The 15,635-nt window shown below is 61.9% G+C and carries 13 protein-coding genes and 3 pseudogenes; 9 read left to right on the plus strand and 7 right to left on the minus strand.

The genetic code is table 11. The features are described from left to right. Window positions 1–129: 129 nt before the first annotated feature. The 3 pseudogenes from NZL82_RS18555 to NZL82_RS18565 form a co-directional block, all read left to right on the plus strand. Window positions 130–346: pseudogene (locus NZL82_RS18555) on the plus strand (DDE-type integrase/transposase/recombinase); the annotation flags it as partial. Window positions 347–526: 180 nt separating this feature from the next. Continuing rightward, window positions 527–1,754 (plus strand): annotated as a pseudogene (locus tag NZL82_RS18560) (IS3 family transposase). A gap of 25 nt (window positions 1,755–1,779) precedes the next feature. Further along, a pseudogene (locus tag NZL82_RS18565) lies at window positions 1,780–2,701 on the plus strand (IS481 family transposase). A gap of 349 nt (window positions 2,702–3,050) precedes the next feature. Here NZL82_RS18565 and rfbA read toward each other — a convergent pair. The 4 genes from rfbA to rfbC are packed head-to-tail and all read right to left on the minus strand — an operon-like array spanning window position 3,051 to window position 6,446. Further along, window positions 3,051–3,920, minus strand: a complete 870-nt coding sequence (gene rfbA / locus NZL82_RS18570) for a glucose-1-phosphate thymidylyltransferase RfbA (protein WP_261271203.1) — start codon at window positions 3,918–3,920, stop codon at window positions 3,051–3,053. Beyond that, window positions 3,917–4,819: a dTDP-4-dehydrorhamnose reductase gene (gene rfbD, locus NZL82_RS18575; RefSeq protein WP_261271204.1), complete on the minus strand. Its 903-nt coding sequence runs from the start codon at window positions 4,817–4,819 to the stop codon at window positions 3,917–3,919. Before rfbD ends, rfbA begins: the two co-directional genes overlap by 4 nt. Next, window positions 4,816–5,868, minus strand: a complete 1,053-nt coding sequence (rfbB, locus tag NZL82_RS18580) for a dTDP-glucose 4,6-dehydratase (protein WP_261271205.1) — start codon at window positions 5,866–5,868, stop codon at window positions 4,816–4,818. The genes rfbD and rfbB overlap by 4 nt, the downstream gene beginning before the upstream one ends. Before the next feature lie 14 nt (window positions 5,869–5,882). Then, complete coding sequence (gene rfbC / locus NZL82_RS18585) at window positions 5,883–6,446, minus strand: dTDP-4-dehydrorhamnose 3,5-epimerase (RefSeq protein WP_261271206.1); 564 nt, start codon at window positions 6,444–6,446, stop codon at window positions 5,883–5,885. A 172-nt stretch (window positions 6,447–6,618) separates the two neighbouring features. Here rfbC and rfbF point away from each other — a divergent pair, with 172 nt between their 5' ends. From rfbF to NZL82_RS18615, 6 genes are read left to right on the plus strand one after another with little or no spacing between them, the layout of a single operon-like run. Beyond that, entirely contained in the window at window positions 6,619–7,389 is a 771-nt protein-coding gene (gene rfbF, locus NZL82_RS18590; RefSeq protein ID WP_261271207.1) for a glucose-1-phosphate cytidylyltransferase, read from the plus strand. A gap of 2 nt (window positions 7,390–7,391) precedes the next feature. Next, window positions 7,392–8,474 (plus strand): CDP-glucose 4,6-dehydratase, encoded by a 1,083-nt coding sequence (gene rfbG / locus NZL82_RS18595; RefSeq protein WP_261271225.1) that lies wholly within the window; start codon window positions 7,392–7,394, stop codon window positions 8,472–8,474. Further along, entirely contained in the window at window positions 8,467–9,033 is a 567-nt protein-coding gene (locus tag NZL82_RS18600) for a dTDP-4-dehydrorhamnose 3,5-epimerase family protein (RefSeq protein ID WP_261271208.1), read from the plus strand. The genes rfbG and NZL82_RS18600 overlap by 8 nt, the downstream gene beginning before the upstream one ends. Next, a complete protein-coding gene (locus NZL82_RS18605) occupies window positions 9,030–10,256 on the plus strand; it encodes a class I SAM-dependent methyltransferase (RefSeq protein ID WP_261271209.1) in 1,227 nt (408 codons plus the stop codon). Before NZL82_RS18600 ends, NZL82_RS18605 begins: the two co-directional genes overlap by 4 nt. Continuing rightward, window positions 10,253–11,086, plus strand: coding sequence for an NAD(P)-dependent oxidoreductase (locus NZL82_RS18610; protein ID WP_261271210.1), 834 nt, complete (start codon window positions 10,253–10,255; stop codon window positions 11,084–11,086). Before NZL82_RS18605 ends, NZL82_RS18610 begins: the two co-directional genes overlap by 4 nt. Before the next feature lie 2 nt (window positions 11,087–11,088). Next, entirely contained in the window at window positions 11,089–12,609 is a 1,521-nt protein-coding gene (locus tag NZL82_RS18615; RefSeq protein ID WP_261271211.1) for an oligosaccharide flippase family protein, read from the plus strand. A gap of 9 nt (window positions 12,610–12,618) precedes the next feature. Here the strand turns inward: NZL82_RS18615 and NZL82_RS18620 are convergent, their stop codons facing one another. From NZL82_RS18620 to NZL82_RS18630, 3 genes are read right to left on the minus strand one after another with little or no spacing between them, the layout of a single operon-like run. After that, window positions 12,619–13,554 (minus strand): hypothetical protein, encoded by a 936-nt coding sequence (locus NZL82_RS18620; RefSeq protein ID WP_261271212.1) that lies wholly within the window; start codon window positions 13,552–13,554, stop codon window positions 12,619–12,621. Further along, window positions 13,554–14,525 carry a rhamnan synthesis F family protein gene (locus NZL82_RS18625; protein ID WP_261271213.1) on the minus strand — a complete coding sequence of 324 codons (972 nt, stop codon included), beginning with the start codon at window positions 14,523–14,525 and terminating at the stop codon, window positions 13,554–13,556. Before NZL82_RS18625 ends, NZL82_RS18620 begins: the two co-directional genes overlap by 1 nt. 27 nt (window positions 14,526–14,552) lie before the next feature. After that, window positions 14,553–15,572: a glycosyltransferase family 2 protein gene (locus NZL82_RS18630; RefSeq protein ID WP_261271214.1), complete on the minus strand. Its 1,020-nt coding sequence runs from the start codon at window positions 15,570–15,572 to the stop codon at window positions 14,553–14,555. Between the last annotated feature and the right edge of the window lie 63 nt (window positions 15,573–15,635).

Raw genomic sequence — 15,635 nt, forward strand, 5'->3', positions numbered from 1 at the left:
GTGGTAACTCCACCTTACCGATGAGCCCGGTGGCCACCGAGATCGAATTCGCATGGGTGGGGCATGCCCCACCCATGCGATCGCCTCAATCTACACCGGAAATTACACCACGAGCGCGGACGCTAACGAATCTGGCTTGCCGACATCACGTACATCGCGACTGGCCAAGGCTGACTGTATCTGGCGGCCGTGCTCGACCTGCCAACCCGCAAGATCGTCAGTTGGGTGATGCTTGACCATATGCGAAGCGAGCTGCCTCTTCGCTGCCGTGATGATGGCCGCTCAGCGGCAGAGACCAGCGCACGGCCTTATCTACCACTCGGATCGCGGGCCGCAATATGCCGCTAGGTGTTTGATCTCACGGTTTAATGGTGCGATCCTTTCGTTCGAATGGAAGGATGCCGTATGGGATAGGTACGTCACGGGTGCGCCACGACCACGCACGTCGTCTGAGTTGGCCCCCATTTCGACCGGACGGATTCAAGCCTAAGAAGGAGGCTTGGGGCTATCCCCTGAGCATAGGCTTATGTCCGTGTCCGAGATCATCACAGACGGCGGTCGTCGCCGTCACTGGAGCACGCCTGAGAAGCTGAGGATCGTCGAGGAGACGCTCGATGGTCGCGAGAGCATATCGGTGGTGGCACGCCGCAACGGCGTGGCGCCGAACCTGCTGTACCGCTGGCGGCGGCTGATGCTGGAGGGCGGGAGCGTCGCGGTTGCCGGCGACGACGACGTGACCAGCAATCGCCAGGTCCGCGAGATGGAGACCCGCATCCGCGAACTGGAGCGCCAGCTCGGCCGCAAGACGCTGGAGGTCGAGATCCTGAAGGAGGCGCTGGAGCGCTCGCGCCCAAAAAAAGCGAGCTTGCTCATGCACTCGCCGTTGCCGGAGACTATCCGGTGAGCCTGGTCGCCAAGACGCTGGGCGTTGGACGCTCGACGGTGTACGATCGCCTGACCGGCCGCACCCGGACGCGCGGGCCGTACGCCAAGGCCGAGGATGCGGATCTGCTGCCCCGCATCCGCCAGATCGCCGCGCAGCGGCTCACCCCGGCCTGCGCCGGGGCAGGCTCTACGGCTACCGCCGCATCGCGGCCGTCCTCAATCGACAGCTTCGCGCCGAAGGACTGGCGCCGGTCAATCACAAGCGCGTCTACCGCATCATGGCAGCGGACCGCCTGCTGCTGGCGCGGCGCCACACCGAGCGAGCCGACTATGGCCATGACGGCGTCGTGGTGGCGATCCGCTCGAATCTACGCTGGTGCTCGGACGGTTTCGAGTTCACCTGCTGGAACGGCGAGGTCGTGCGCGGCGCCTTCATCATCGCCCATGACCGCGAGATCATCGCCTGGCGCGCGGTCGCCAATGCGGGCATCAGCGGCTTAAACGTGCGCGACATCATGCTGGAAGCTGTGGAAACCCGCTTCGGCGGTATGCGCCCGCCCGTGCCGGTCGAGATGCTGTCCGATAACGGCTCGGCCTATACCGCTCGCGAAACACGCACCTTTGCCAGGCAACTGGGCCTCAAACCCTGCTTCACGCCCGTTCGTAGCCCGCAATCCAACGGCATCTCCGAGGCCTTCGTGCATACCCTGAAACGCGATTACGTCCGCGTTTCGCCGCTACCCGATGCACTCACCGCATTGACATCGCTGGCCGGGTGGATCGAAGACTACAACGACAACCACCCGCATTCCGGGCTCAAAATGCGCTCACCGCGCGAGCATCGCGCACTGGTTTCTGCAACCGCTTGAACCCGTCCGGTGAAACGGGGGCCAGATCATCGTCCGAGCTGCAATACAGCGATCGCAAGCTTCGCTCGCGAAGCTGAGCCGCGAGTTGGGGATCACCCGAAGACGGTCGCGAAGTGGCGTAAGAAGGCGACAGTAGAGAATCTGAAGACCGGCCGAAGGCCCCTCATTCAACGACTTTGTCCGAAGCCGAGGAGGCGATGGTTGTGGCGTTCCGACGGCATACACTGCTGCCGCTCGACGACTGCCGCTAGGCCCTGCAGCCATCGATTCCACATCTGACCCGGTCAGCGCTGCACCGCTGCCTGCAGCGGCACGGCATCTCCCGCCTGCCAGACGTCAAGGGCGATAAACCGAAGCGACAACGCTTCAAGCGCTACCCAATTGGCTTCTTCCACATCGATATCGCCGAGGTGCAGACCGCCGAAGGCAAGCTCTACCTGTTCGTCGGCATCGATCGCACGAGCAAGTTCGCGGTCACGCAGTTGGTCGACAAGGCCGACCGCCGGACAGCATGGGAGTTCCTCGAGCACCTGCTGACCGCCGTGCCCTACCGCATCCACACGATCCTGACCGATAACGGCATCCAGTTCGCCGAGCAGCCGCGCAATCGCAACACCGCCTGGTCGCGTCAGATGCGCTTCGACATGATCTGCGAGGCCAACAACATCGAGCACCGGCTCACCAAGCCAAACCACCCGTGGACCAACGGCCAGGTCGAGCGGATGAACCGGACGATCAAGGACGCGACCGTCAAACGCTTCCATTACGACAGCCATGACCAGCTGCGCACACACCTCGCCGACTTCATGGCCGCCTACAACTTCGCCCGCCGGCTCAAGACGCTCAGCGGGCTTACACCCTACGAATACATCGCCAGGATCTGGACGTCAGAGCCAGACCGGTTCATCGTCAACCCGATCCACCAGATGCCGGGACTGAACATCTAGGGCTTATGTCGATTACCTGCCGGCGATCCACGCCGTGCCCTCGACGAGCCGCACCGCCAAGTGCTACGACAACGCCCCAATAGAGAGCCTTTCCCACCTCCTTGAGGCCGAACTGGTCCATCAATGCTGATGGGCAACCCAGTCGCAAGCCTGACAGGCGCTGTTCGGACACATCGAAGGCTACTCAACCAGCATCGGATGCACTCGGCCCTTGGGTATCTATCCCCCCCGAGCAAGCAGAGCAGTACATGATCGGCTAACCCTGCGTATCCGTCAAACCGGGGAAAGATCAGCCGTTGGTTGACTGGGCAAGGCGGTGCCGGAGCGCTCCATGCGCCACTGGCGGCAGTTATTTGCCGTCAACAGCGTTCAGGATCGCCCGGCCATAGGCCGTCTTCTTGAACCGCTCCCCCGCCGCCCGTGCCTGATCGGCCGAGATAAACCCCATATCGTAGGAGATTTCCTCAAGGCACGCGACCTGTACGCCCTGACGATGCTGCAGCGTGCGGACGAATTCACCCGCTTCCAGCAGGCTGTCATGCGTGCCGGTGTCGAGCCAAGCATACCCGCGGCCCATTTGTTCGACATAAAGGTCGCCCGCTTCCATGTATAGGCGGTTGAGATCGGTGATCTCTAGTTCGCCGCGTGGGCTGGGCTTCAGGTTACGGGCGAACTCGACCACACGATTATCGTAGAAATACAGACCCGTTACAGCATGGTTCGACTTTGGCTGAGTGGGCTTTTCCTCCAGGCTGATCGCACGACCGCCCTCGCCAAACTCGACCACGCCGTAGCGCTCGGGGTCCTCGACGCGGTAGCTGAACACGGTCGCACCCGTCGGACGCGCCACGGCACTGGCGAGCAGGTCAGTTAGGTGAGCGCCGAAGAAGATATTGTCGCCAAGTACCAGCGCGACGTTATCGTTGCCGATGAAGTCCGCACCGATGGTGAAGGCCTGGGCCAAGCCGTCAGGACTGGGCTGTTCGGCATAGGACATGGTCAAGCCAAAGGCCGAACCGTCGCCGAACAGGCGGCGGTAATTGTCGATGAACTCCGGCGACGAGATGATGAGGATGTCGCGGATCCCCGCCAGCATCAGGACGCTGAGCGGGTAATAGATCATCGGCTTGTCATAGACCGGCAGCAGCTGCTTGTTGACCGCCAGTGTGGCCGGGTGAAGCCGGGTGCCCGAGCCTCCGGCGAGAATGATGCCCTTCATTTCGTGGCTCCGATCAGTTCGTCGAGAATGTCGCTCAAGGCCGCCTGCCAATCGCGCGGCGTGATGCCATAGGCGGCGTGGATCGCACTGTGGCTGAGCAGCGAATTGGCGGGACGGGCCGCAGGCGTGGGATAGTCGCGGCTGGGGATCGGCACGACCGCGGCGGAGGGCCCCCCGCGCGCATCCGACTGGCGGAAGATCTCCGTGGCGAAATCGGCCCAGCTGATGGCCCCGGCATTGCTGAAATGGAAGGTGCCGGTCGGCGCGGCCTCATCCTCGATCAGCCGCAGCGCGATGGTCATCAGGGCGTTCGCCAGATCGGCCGCGCTGGTCGGCGAGCCATGCTGGTCCGCAACCACCGACAGCGTGTCGCGGCTCTCGGCCAGGCGCAGCATCGTCTTGATGAAGTTGTGACCATGCGCGGACACGACCCAGGCGGTGCGAACGATGGCATGGCGCGCGCCAGAGGTACGCACCGCCAGCTCGCCGCCCAGTTTCGACGCGCCATAGACGCCGAGCGGAGCGACCGGATCATGCACCTCCCAGGCGCCCTGCTTGTCGCCGGCGAACACATAGTCGGTCGACACCTGGACCAGCGGAATGCCTGCTTTCGCACAGGCTTCACCAAAGGCGGCGGGGGCCATCGCATTGACCGCCCAGGCGGTCACGACATCGCTCTCAGCCTTGTCGACCGCGGTATAGGCCGCGCCGTTGATGACCGCCGCGAAAGGACGCGAAGCGACCATCGCCGCGATGGCGGTGGTATCGCGCAGGTCGAGCGTGTCATGGTCGATCGCGACGATCTCATAGCCCTGCGGCCAGGCGCAGCGTTGCAGCTCGGTGCCGAGCTGGCCACCGGCGCCGGTGACGAGGATCGCGCGGGGGGTATCCGCCGTCATGCCGCCACGCCGCGCCGCTCGGACGCCTTGGCGGCGACCAGCGGACGCCACCAGGCTTCGTTGGCCAGATACCATTCGACCGTCTTGCGAATGCCGGTCTCGAACGTCTCGGCCGGGGTCCAGCCCAGTTCGGTGCCGATGCGGCTGGCGTCGATCGCATAGCGCTTGTCATGGCCCGGACGGTCGGCGACCTCGGTCATCTGGTCGGCATAAGGCTTGCCGTCGGCGCGCGGGTGCAGCTCGTCGAGGATCGCGCACAGCGTCTTCACCACCTCGATATTCTGCCGCTCGTTATGCCCGCCGACATTATAGGTGCGACCCGGCTCGCCGCGCTCGAACACCGCCTGCAGCGCGCGGACATGGTCCTCGACATACAGCCAGTCGCGGACCTGGTCGCCCTTGCCGTAGATAGGCAGCGCCTCGCCATCGAGCGCCTTGGCGATCATCAGCGGAATCAGCTTTTCGGGAAAGTGATAGGGCCCGTAATTGTTCGAGCAGTTGGTGATGAGCACCGGCAGCCCGAAGGTATGCCCCCAGGCCGAAACCAGATGGTCCGACCCCGCCTTCGACGCCGAATAGGGCGAGCGCGGGTCATAGGGCGTGTCCTCGGTGAACAGCCCGGTATCGCCCAGCGTGCCGTACACCTCGTCGGTCGAGATATGGTGGAAGCGGAAGGCGGCCTTGGCCTCATCATCCAGGCTCAGCCAATAGCTGCGCGCCTCGGCCAGCATCGTGTAGGTGCCGACGACATTGGTCTGCACGAACGCGCCCGGCCCGTCGATCGAGCGATCGACATGGCTCTCGGCGGCCAGATGGGTGATGACGTCCGGCCGGAACTCGGCGATCGCGGCGCGGACCACCTCGGCGTCGCAGATATCGCCCTGGACGAAACGGTAGCGATTGCTGTCGGCTACCCGCTCGACCGTCGACAGCGTGCCCGCATAGGTGAGCTTGTCGAAGTTCAGGACCTCATGGGTCGTGTTCTCGATCAGGTGCCGGACGAGCGCCGAGCCGATGAACCCGGCCCCGCCGGTGACGAAGATGCGCATCTTGGGGATTCCTTTTAGGAAAGCGGGGCCAGCGGACGGCCGTCATAGGCAAAGGGGCTGTCGAACTCGGCCAGCGTCGGCTGGACCTTGTCCTTATCGCTCAGCTCGGGCGTCGTGCCGGCGGGCATCGGCCAGTCGATGCCGACGCTGTCCCAACGAATGCCGCCGTCATTCTGCGGCGCATAGGTGTCCGAGCATTTGTAGGTCACTTCGCAATCGGGCTCGAGCGTGACGAAGCCGTGCGCGAAACCGATCGGGATGAACAGCTGATGGCCGTTCTCGGCGGACAGCTCGGCCCCGACCCATTGCCCATAGGTCGGCGACCCGCGCCGCACATCGACCGCCACGTCGTAGATCTGCCCGCGAATGCAACGGACGAGCTTGTCCTGACCCCGGTCGGGCGTCTGGAAGTGCAAGCCGCGCAGCGTGAAGGCAGGCGCGGAGTAGGAGTGGTTGTCCTGCACGAAGGTGCAATCGATCCCGAGAGCGGCGAAGGCGGGAACGGAGTGGACTTCGGTGAACCAGCCACGGGCATCGCCATGGCGTTTCGGGCGGATGAGTTTGACGGGGGCGGTCATGTCCGTGCTATTAGCTGTCGTCGTCGAGGCAAGCAACCAAATGGCGGTGTTGCGACTGTCTTCTGGGGATGGGGGTGGCATATGGCAGGCAGGCTTGGTAGCAGCCTGACCCATAAGGTAGGGCCGGCTCCGCCCTGAAAGTTTGCATGCCTGATAGTTAGGGAAGTGTTTCGTGAAAGCAGTTATCCTTGCCGGTGGCCTTGGCACACGCTTTAGTGAAGAGACCTCCATTCGACCAAAGCCCATGATCGAAATTGGTGGACGTCCCATACTATGGCATATCATGAAGATATATTCGGCGCACGGCATAAATGATTTCATCGTATGCTGCGGATATAAGGGATATGTGATAAAAGAATATTTTGCGAATTACTTTTTACATATGTCGGATGTCACAATCGACATGCGACAGAACAGCATGACCGTGCACGAGCGTAGAGCGGAGCCTTGGACGGTTACTCTAGTGGATACTGGAGATGATACCATGACAGGAGGACGACTGCGTCGTGTGGCGCCCCATGTTATGAATGAAGATGCCTTCTTCTTTACCTATGGGGATGGCGTTGGTGATATCGATGTAGCGGGAAGCTTGGCATTTCATAAGGCCCATGGTCGTCATGCCACGTTGACGGCGACCTATCCTCCGGGGCGTTTCGGTGCCGTCGACATCAAGGATGGTCAGGTCCGGCAGTTTCTGGAAAAGCCCCAAGGCGATGGGGGCATGATAAACGGCGGCTATTTCGTCCTGTCGCCCAAGGTCTTCGATTATATCGAGGGCGATGACACGGTATGGGAGCAGGAGCCCCTTCGAAATCTTGCCACCGAAAACCAGCTGATGGCATATGAACATCACGGCTTTTGGCAGCCCATGGATACACTTCGCGACAAGCAGTATCTGATGGGACTGTGGGAAAACAAAAAAGCCCCTTGGAAGGTCTGGTGATCGTGTCGGGACAATCTTCAATCGATCCGGCTTTCTGGAACGGCAAGAATGTCTGCTTGACCGGACATACCGGTTTCAAGGGAAGTTGGCTTGCCCTCTGGCTGGCCGGTCTGGGCGCGAAGGTCCATGGCTTTTCGCTGCTACCGCCCAGCCAGCCGAGCATGTTCGACGTGGCGCGCGTTGAACGGGTTCTGGCCTCGCATGTCATCGGCGATATCCGCGACGCCGCTGCGGTGGAACGCGCTATGGCGGCCGCGTCCCCCGACATCGTCCTTCACCTTGCAGCACAGCCGCTGGTCCGGTTGTCCTATGCCGAACCGCTTCAGACCTTCGCGACGAACGTTATGGGGACCGCGTATGTCCTGGAGGCGGCACGGCGCGTGTCGGCGAAGGCCTTTGTCAGCGTGACGACGGACAAATGCTACGAGAACAAGGAATGGATCTGGGCCTATCGCGAAAATGAAGCGCTGGGCGGCCACGATCCCTATTCCGCCAGCAAGGCGTGTGCTGAACTGGTGACCGCGGCGTGGAGGACCTCCTTTGGCCAGCAGGAAGGTCTCAGGATCGCCAGTGCGCGGGCAGGAAACGTCATCGGAGGCGGCGACTGGGCGTTGGACAGGCTCGTTCCCGACGCCTTGCGCGCGATCGACGCTGGCGTCGTGCTCAAAGTGCGCCGGCCTCGCGCGATCCGGCCGTGGCAGCATGTCCTAGAGCCGCTGTCCGGCTATCTGCTGTTGGCGCAACGCCTGTACCGCGATGGGGATGACGATGCCGCGACGGCCTGGAATTTCGGGCCGGCAGATACCGATGCGCGGCCGGTGAGCTGGATTCTGGACACCTTGGCCACCTCGATCCCTGAACTCCAGTGGCAGGCTGTCGAGAAAGCTGGCGTCCATGAGGCGGGCTTGTTGAAGCTGGACAGCGCCAAGGCGCATGCCGGGTTGGGCTGGGCGCCGCGCTGGCGAATTGGCGACGCCCTTGAGCGGACTGCGGATTGGCATAGGGCCTGGCACGAAGGCCGGGACATGTCCGCCTTCAGCCTTGAGCAGATTGCCGACTATCAGCGGACCGGCAGTCATGGCTGATTCCCGCTTTTCCGTCGTCGGTACGCCGCTGGCCGGTCTGAAGTCGGTGACGCGCAAGCGCCTGGGGGATGAGCGGGGTTTTCTGTCCCGACTGTTTTGCCGTGATGAACTGTCGGCTGCAGGGTTTCGCAATCCGATCGTCCAGATCAACCATACGCTGACCCGCATTCCGGGCACCGTCCGCGGCTTCCATTTTCAGTTTTCGCCCTTTTCAGAAGACAAGTTCGTCAGCGTCCTGGCCGGTGAGGTATTCGATGTCGCCATCGATCTTCGCGCGGGGTCGCCGACATTCCTGCAGTGGCATGGCGAACGACTGTCTCAGGAAAATGGGAAGAGCCTGTTCATCCCCAAGGGGTTCGCGCATGGCTTTCAAACGCTGACGCCGAATTGCGAGTTGGTCTACCTTCATACCCAGGCCTATGAGCCGACCGCGGAGGGGGGGCTGAATGCCCTGGACCCGCGCCTGGCCGTCGTCTGGCCCCTCGCGGTGTCGGACATGTCGGCGCGCGATCGCAACCATCCTATGATTCAGTCCGGTTTTACGGGAATTACGCCATGAACTGCCGCCATTGCCGCGCACCGCTTACCGTGTCGCTTGTCGATCTTGGTGCATCGCCGCCCTCCAATTCCTATTTGACCCAGGCTGCCTTGTCGCAGCCCGAGACGTGGTATCCGCTGCGCGTCGCCGTATGCGATACGTGCTGGCTGGTTCAGACCGAAGATTTTGCGAAACGCGACGAATTTTTTTCCGAGGAATACGCGTATTTTTCGTCCTTCTCGCAAAGCTGGCTTCGCCATTCCGAACATTATGTTGCGAAGATGACGGAAATGCTGGGCCTGACGTCGGACTCCCTGGTCGTCGAGGTCGCGGCCAATGACGGATATCTCCTGCAGTATGTCAAAGCCCGTGATATTGGCGCGCTCGGCATCGAGCCGACGACCAGCACCGCCAATGCCGCGCGTGACAAGGGCATCGAAATCGTAGAGGAATTCTTCGGTTCGGCGCTGGCCAGGAAGCTGGTCGAGAACGGGCAGGCCGCCGATCTTACCGCTGCAAACAACGTGCTGGCGCATGTTCCTGACATCAATGACTTTTCTGCCGGATTTGCGATCCTGCTGAAGAAAAGCGGCGTATCGACATTCGAGTTTCCACATCTCGTGAATATGATCGAGCAGAAGCAGTTCGATACGATCTATCATGAGCATTATTCGTATTTGTCGCTGACTGCCGTCCAGGCGATATTCTCGGGCAACGGCCTGACCATCTTCGATGTCGAGGAAATACCGACCCATGGCGGTTCGCTGCGGGTCTATGCGCAGCGCAGCGATACGGGCCCGCGGCCGATCGAGGCCTGCGTTCAGGCCATGCTGGACCGAGAGGCAAGTGCGGGTGTCGCGTCGGTTTCCTATTATGCCGACCTGCAGCAGCAGGCCGAGGCCATTGCCTGCATGCTGAACAATTTCCTGATCACGGTCCGGCAAGAGGGCAAGACGGTCGTGGGCTATGGTGCTGCCGCGAAGGGCAACACGCTGCTGAACTTTGCGGGTATCCGCCCGCATCTCCTGTCCTTCGTCGTCGATCGCAATCCCGCGAAGTCCGGCAAGTTCATGCCCGGGAGCCGCATTCCGATCGTGGATGAGGAGCGGCTGCGGGCCGAACGGCCCGACTATGTCCTGATCCTGCCTTGGAACCTAAAGGACGAGGTGATGGATCAGCTCGGCTATATCCGGGAATGGGGTGGGCAGTTCGTCACGGCGATCCCGGAACTGACCATCGCATGACCATTGCCGTGACAGGTGCGGCGGGCTTTATAGGCTCGCACGTGGTGCAGGCACTTGTCGCGCGGGGAAAGGCGGTCGTCGGCATTGTCCGGCGGCCGCCCATCCGCCCCATTCCGGGTCTCCGCTATGTCCAGCTCGATCTGGCGATGGCCTGTACGGACAGCTTTCAAGCCATCGGCGCGCCCGACGCCCTGATCCACCTCGCCTGGGGTGGGTTGCCCCATTATCGGTCCCTGCATCATGTCGAGCGGGAGCTGCCGCTTCAATACGCCTTTCTGGCGCAGATGGTCCGCGCGGGATTGCAGGCCGTCACCGTCGCGGGCACATGCTATGAATATGGGATGGTCGACGGCGAGCTGGACGAAGCGCGCGAGGCTAGGCCGGATAATCCTTATGCCTTCGCCAAGGTCGCGCTGTTGCGACAGCTGCAGTTCCTCCAGACCGAAACGCCCTTCGCGCTGAACTGGGCACGCCTGTTCTATATGTGGGGCGCCGGACAGGCGGCGACCTCGATCTACCCGCTATTACAGGCGGCGATCGATCGCGGTGATGCGACATTCCCGATGTCGGCGGGGGAACAGCTGCGGGACTATCTCCGGGTGGAAGAGGTCGCCGGAATGATCGTTGATCTGGCCCTTGGTTGTGGGAACCATGGTGTGGTCAATATTTCCTCGGGGACGCCGATCTCGATCCGAACCCTGGTGGAACGCTGGATCGCCGAGCGAGACGCATCGATCGTTCCGCAACTCGGACACTATCCCTACCCGAATTATGAACCCCTGGCGTTTTGGGGCTCTGCGGCCAAGCGGCGCGCGATACTGGGATACTGAGAATGGGCCGTAACGCGCTCGCCAACCTTGCCGCCCGTGTCTGGATGGCGGCGATGAACTTCTTGTTCGTGCCGCTCTACATCCAGTTTCTCGGGATCGAAGCCTATGGCCTGATTGGCTTTTTCGCGGCGATGATGGCGGCCTTCGCCTTGCTTGACCTGGGGCTGTCGCTGACGATCAATCGCGAACTTGCCCGCCGCGCCGATACGGTCGACACGCGCAGCGAATCGCGCGACCTGTTGCGGACCTTGGAGGTGGTCTATTGGGGCGTCGCGGTGGTGATCGGCGCCGGAATCGCGCTGGCCGCGCCGATCATCGTCCATCGCTGGCTGAATATTGGGACGCTTCCGGCGGGCATCGCAGTCAATGCTGTCCGCGTTATGGGCTTTACCGCGTTGTTGCGCTGGCCAGTGCCACTTTACGTTGGCGCGATGCTCGGCCTGCAGCGTCAGGTGCTCCTGAGCTTCGTCACGTCGGCTGGCTCAACGTTGGCCTCGGGCGGCGCGGCGCTGATTCTGTTGCTCGGTGTTCGAGATATAGCCGCCTTTTTCCTGTGGCAGGCTGTCGCGGCGGCCGTGATGGTGATCGCGTTGCGGACGATCGTTTGGCGTAGTTTGTCGATGCCGCGCCATGTTCCGGCCGTCCGGTGGGAAAGCGTTAAAAAGACGATCGGTTTTTCTGCCGGGGTCACGGGTATTACCCTGTTGTCGATCCTTGTCGGCCAGCTCGACAAATTTGTCCTGGCCCGCGCTTTGCCATTGGGCATTTTCGGCTTCTATACCTTGGCCAGCGCGATTGCGGCAACCGTCAGCACCGCCGGATCGGCCATTGAGGCTGCGGCTTTTCCCGCCATGTCGCGTATCGTTGCCGAAGGGCGGACGGATACCTTGGCCAAGTTGTATCATTCCGCCACCCAGGGACTAGCCTTGATCGTCTTGCCCGCTGCGATCACGGTCATCCTGTTCGCACCCGAGCTGCTGTCCTTCTATGTCGGAAATTCTGTCGTGGTCGCGGGGGCTGCGCCGCTATTGCGCGTTTTGATGGCCGGACATGCCATCCTGGCCCTGATGTTCCTGCCATTGTCCTTGCAACTGGCCCATGGATGGACGCGATTATCCATCTACAAGAATTCGTTGTCGCTCGTGGTCTTCGTGCCCACTTTGATATTGCTGGTTCGCCATCTGGGGGCGCTTGGGGGGGCGATCTCGTGGTTGTTGCTGACGCTCAGCTATCTGCTGATCGAAATCCCGATCATGCATCGCCGATTGCTGCCCGGTGAGCAGTGGCGTTGGTATGGCGTGGACGTCTTGATGCCGGCCTTCGCGGCGACCGCCATACTCGGTGCGATCAGGATGATCCTGCCCACCGGGATGGGCAGCCTTGCCACGATATTCGCGATAGGTACGGGATGGGCCTTGGCGATGGTCGTCTGCGGATTGCTGCTTCCCGCCTCGCGCGGGGTGATCCTGTCTCGCCTCCGCCGCGGGGACGGGCTGGCGACCGCCGGACCTGCGTCTGGATAGCGGCAAGGATCACCAGCCCAGGGCGCGGAGCCGGTCCTCCAGAGCTGGCCTATCGCCCAATATCGCGAATTTGGTGAACAGGGACCGTTTCAGAAAGGGAAAGCCGCGATCGAGAAGGTCGAGGGGCGTTCCCAGCGTCGCGTCGCCGCTAACATCCATGGGATAGCGGTGCGCTCGCGACGGCTGTAGTCGAAGCATGAGCCTGCTCGTCAGCGAGCGTGGGATCGGCTTTACGGGCATGAAGAGAAACGCACCGACCGTCATGCTTCTGGCGGCGACACGGGCCAGCATCGTTTCCTGGCATACCACGACCGGGCTGAAATCGTCATGGCACCATTTCGTCGACAAGACGGTGGAAAGCCCCAGCATCCTTTCGGGCGTCAGCTTGCGCAGGATGAATGCGAAGGAGGATATGTGGTTTTCGACCGCTGCCGACGCGATGAAGCCGGTGAGATCCCATGCCGCCCTGGCCACCGCCGCATCGATGTCGGCAAAGGGACCCAGCACGGAGTCATTCTGGACATAGACGTCCGCGCCCGACGAAAACGTCGCAACGGCGTCAAGGGCCAGGGCATAAGCGGAAAAATCGAAACCGGGCAGGTCTTTCCAGATCAGTGCATCGGCACCGCGAAGGGTCGGATCCGGCACCGCATGATCGCTGCTGGCGTAGATTACGAGCAGCTTTCCTGACAATCGTCGCAACCGATCGAATATCCGGCGCTGATCGGCATCGAGATTTCCCTTTGGCAGGAAGAGGAACAGGATGTTCCATCGGGCGGCAGGGGTAGGGGCGACCACTATCTTGTGGCGGGGTGGGGGGCGGCGATCAAGCAGCCGCATGTGCGCGCGCAGGCGCCGAATCTGAAGCGATGGTGATGAGGGCGTGTAGGTCCAGTTCTCGATCAGGAGCGACGCCGGGCTGCGGATGGGGGCCGGGCTTTCCATCATGGCCGTGCTCGGCCCAGAAGATGGATGCGCGAACGCGAGACAAAGGCGTCGAGCGTGGCGGGCGAGCCGATGGGGCAGGACGGTGTCTCGCCCTCGATGCCAGCCTCCGTCACCTTGAGCCAGCCATAACCGGCATGTTCGGCGACCAGGAAGAACAGTCGTTCTACGGCATGTTGCGGCGTGTCGCGCACCTGGTTGGCCTCCGGCGGAAAATCCTCAAACTCCAGATGGAGGTCGAGCAATGGTCGTAGTGCGTCGGGGCGCGCCCAGAACATCGAGCCGGACGGGAAATCCAGCATCATGCGGCGCTTGATCGAAAGGCCCATGCGTCGTGCCAGGGCCTGTGCCGCCCGGAAATTGCCATCCCAATGCAACAGTCCGCGGATGTTCGGAAAATGCTGGGGGGCAACGAGGCCGATTTCCGGGTGGCGATCGAATATTTCGAGTATGCTGGCGATGTTCAAGGGCGATCCGGCGAGGGTACGGATCAGCATGTCACGCCAGATATTGCCAAGATCGGACGTCAAGCTTTTCTTGCTGTGGATGAACAGCAGGAGATCGTAGCGCGAATATACATCCGCAAAGCCGACGAGTTTCGGACCGATATCGCGTCCCCGATTGGGAAGGACGCGAATATCAACGTGCCCTCCCCAATTCCGAAAGGCATCGCGGATCACAGGCACCTTGGCGTCGCTATCAGTGGACAGATACAGGTCGGTGCCCGCCGGGAGATTGTCGAATGCCTTGCGAAACTGGCCTGCCAGATCCTCATGGAAAAGGTGGCATATGATGGCGATCCGGGGCTTGGACGAGGTGGGGTGGTCGCTGCGAACATATGCAAAGGGAATTTGCGCGGCGACATCGTCCTGCGCCGGACGTATCCGGCCACGGATGGGGACAAGGGCCTCGCGCCATAGGTAGCGCAATGGACGCCGGACCACAGCGGGCAATTTGTTGGCGATCGGCATCGTTCAACTCCGAGGGAAATGTCAGGCTTACTTGCGCCGGAAGCGGCCCCAATACTGATATCGCAGATAGGCTTGGGCGGCGTTGAAGCGGCGGATCGTGATGAAGATGCCCGACGGGCGAAAGGGTTGGCCGACCAGGGTATTTGCGGACACCCCTTCCGCCATCTCGTCATAGGTTTCTAGCAGTTCGGTCAGCTTGGGGCGATCTTCGGCCGAAAATGTCCGCCGGATCACCGGCACGGTGAGCAGCGACAACTCGCGCGCCAGCAGGGCGGCGATGCCCGCACGGCCCGCATCGGTCGTGGCGAATTCAGCAAATTCCGAGCGTACCAGGCGGATGAAGTGCCACATGCTGACGAGATGGGCCCGGTGCTTCTCGCGACTGGGGGTGCCGGAGGTACTGGCCGTGTGCCGACGATAGGAAAAGCGGTTGGACAGGGTCGAGGCCTTGTAGGAAAGGCGCGCGAGCCGGACGAAGACGAGCCAGTCGGAGAAGAGCAGCATCGGCAGGTCGGGAATGCCGCCGACCCGGCGATAATCGCCGGCGCGGAAGACATAGCCGGTGCCGAAGCTGTCCCGTAGATACCAGAGCAGGCCGCCGAGCATCGATGTCCAGCTCTCGCGATCCGGCACGGGGCGGCAGGGCCGGACCTTCCCGTCATTCTCGTCGATCATGTCGAACAGCGTCTGATACAAAGAGGCATCGGGATACATGTCGACCAAGGCGGCGATGTCGCTCAGAAAGTCGGGGTGAAAGACATCGTCATGGCCCAATATGGTGGTCAGTCGGTCGTCGGGCTCGTCGGCCATCAGGTCATGCGCCCGATGCCAGTTCTCCCACATCGAGAGGGGACGATCCGCCGGAATGATAGAGATACGCGGGTCGTCATAGGCGGCAAGGCGCTCGGGCGTGCCGTCGGTGCTGGCATTTTCGAGGATTATCAATCGCCAGTTCTTGTGCGATTGCGCCAGAACACTGCGGATGGCGATATCGACATGATGCCCGCCGTTTCGCACCGGCAAGTATATTACGAATTCATGTGACATTCACGCGCTCCGACTGACAAGCGCCTGACCGCGCCGAGCGGGCTTCTCGCTCAAATTCCGGTC

It is taken from the genome of Sphingomonas sp. LC-1 (assembly GCF_025371035.1).
Taxonomy (GTDB): Bacteria; Pseudomonadota; Alphaproteobacteria; order Sphingomonadales; family Sphingomonadaceae; genus Sphingomonas; species Sphingomonas sanguinis_E.

Excerpts from the sequence above, each read along its gene's own strand:
- rfbA (WP_261271203.1), bottom strand. The coding sequence starts at position 3,920 with ATGAAGGGCATCATTCTCGCCGGAGGCTCGGGCACCCGGCTTCACCCG.
- rfbD (WP_261271204.1), bottom strand. The coding sequence starts at position 4,819 with ATGACGGCGGATACCCCCCGCGCGATCCTCGTCACCGGCGCCGGTGGC.
- rfbB (WP_261271205.1), bottom strand. The coding sequence starts at position 5,868 with ATGCGCATCTTCGTCACCGGCGGGGCCGGGTTCATCGGCTCGGCGCTC.
- rfbC (WP_261271206.1), bottom strand. The coding sequence starts at position 6,446 with ATGACCGCCCCCGTCAAACTCATCCGCCCGAAACGCCATGGCGATGCC.
- NZL82_RS18600 (WP_261271208.1), top strand. The coding sequence starts at position 8,467 with ATGGCTGATTCCCGCTTTTCCGTCGTCGGTACGCCGCTGGCCGGTCTG.
- NZL82_RS18605 (WP_261271209.1), top strand. The coding sequence starts at position 9,030 with ATGAACTGCCGCCATTGCCGCGCACCGCTTACCGTGTCGCTTGTCGAT.
- NZL82_RS18610 (WP_261271210.1), top strand. The coding sequence starts at position 10,253 with ATGACCATTGCCGTGACAGGTGCGGCGGGCTTTATAGGCTCGCACGTG.
- NZL82_RS18615 (WP_261271211.1), top strand. The coding sequence starts at position 11,089 with ATGGGCCGTAACGCGCTCGCCAACCTTGCCGCCCGTGTCTGGATGGCG.
- NZL82_RS18620 (WP_261271212.1), bottom strand. The coding sequence starts at position 13,554 with ATGGAAAGCCCGGCCCCCATCCGCAGCCCGGCGTCGCTCCTGATCGAG.
- NZL82_RS18625 (WP_261271213.1), bottom strand. The coding sequence starts at position 14,525 with ATGCCGATCGCCAACAAATTGCCCGCTGTGGTCCGGCGTCCATTGCGC.
- NZL82_RS18630 (WP_261271214.1), bottom strand. The coding sequence starts at position 15,572 with ATGTCACATGAATTCGTAATATACTTGCCGGTGCGAAACGGCGGGCAT.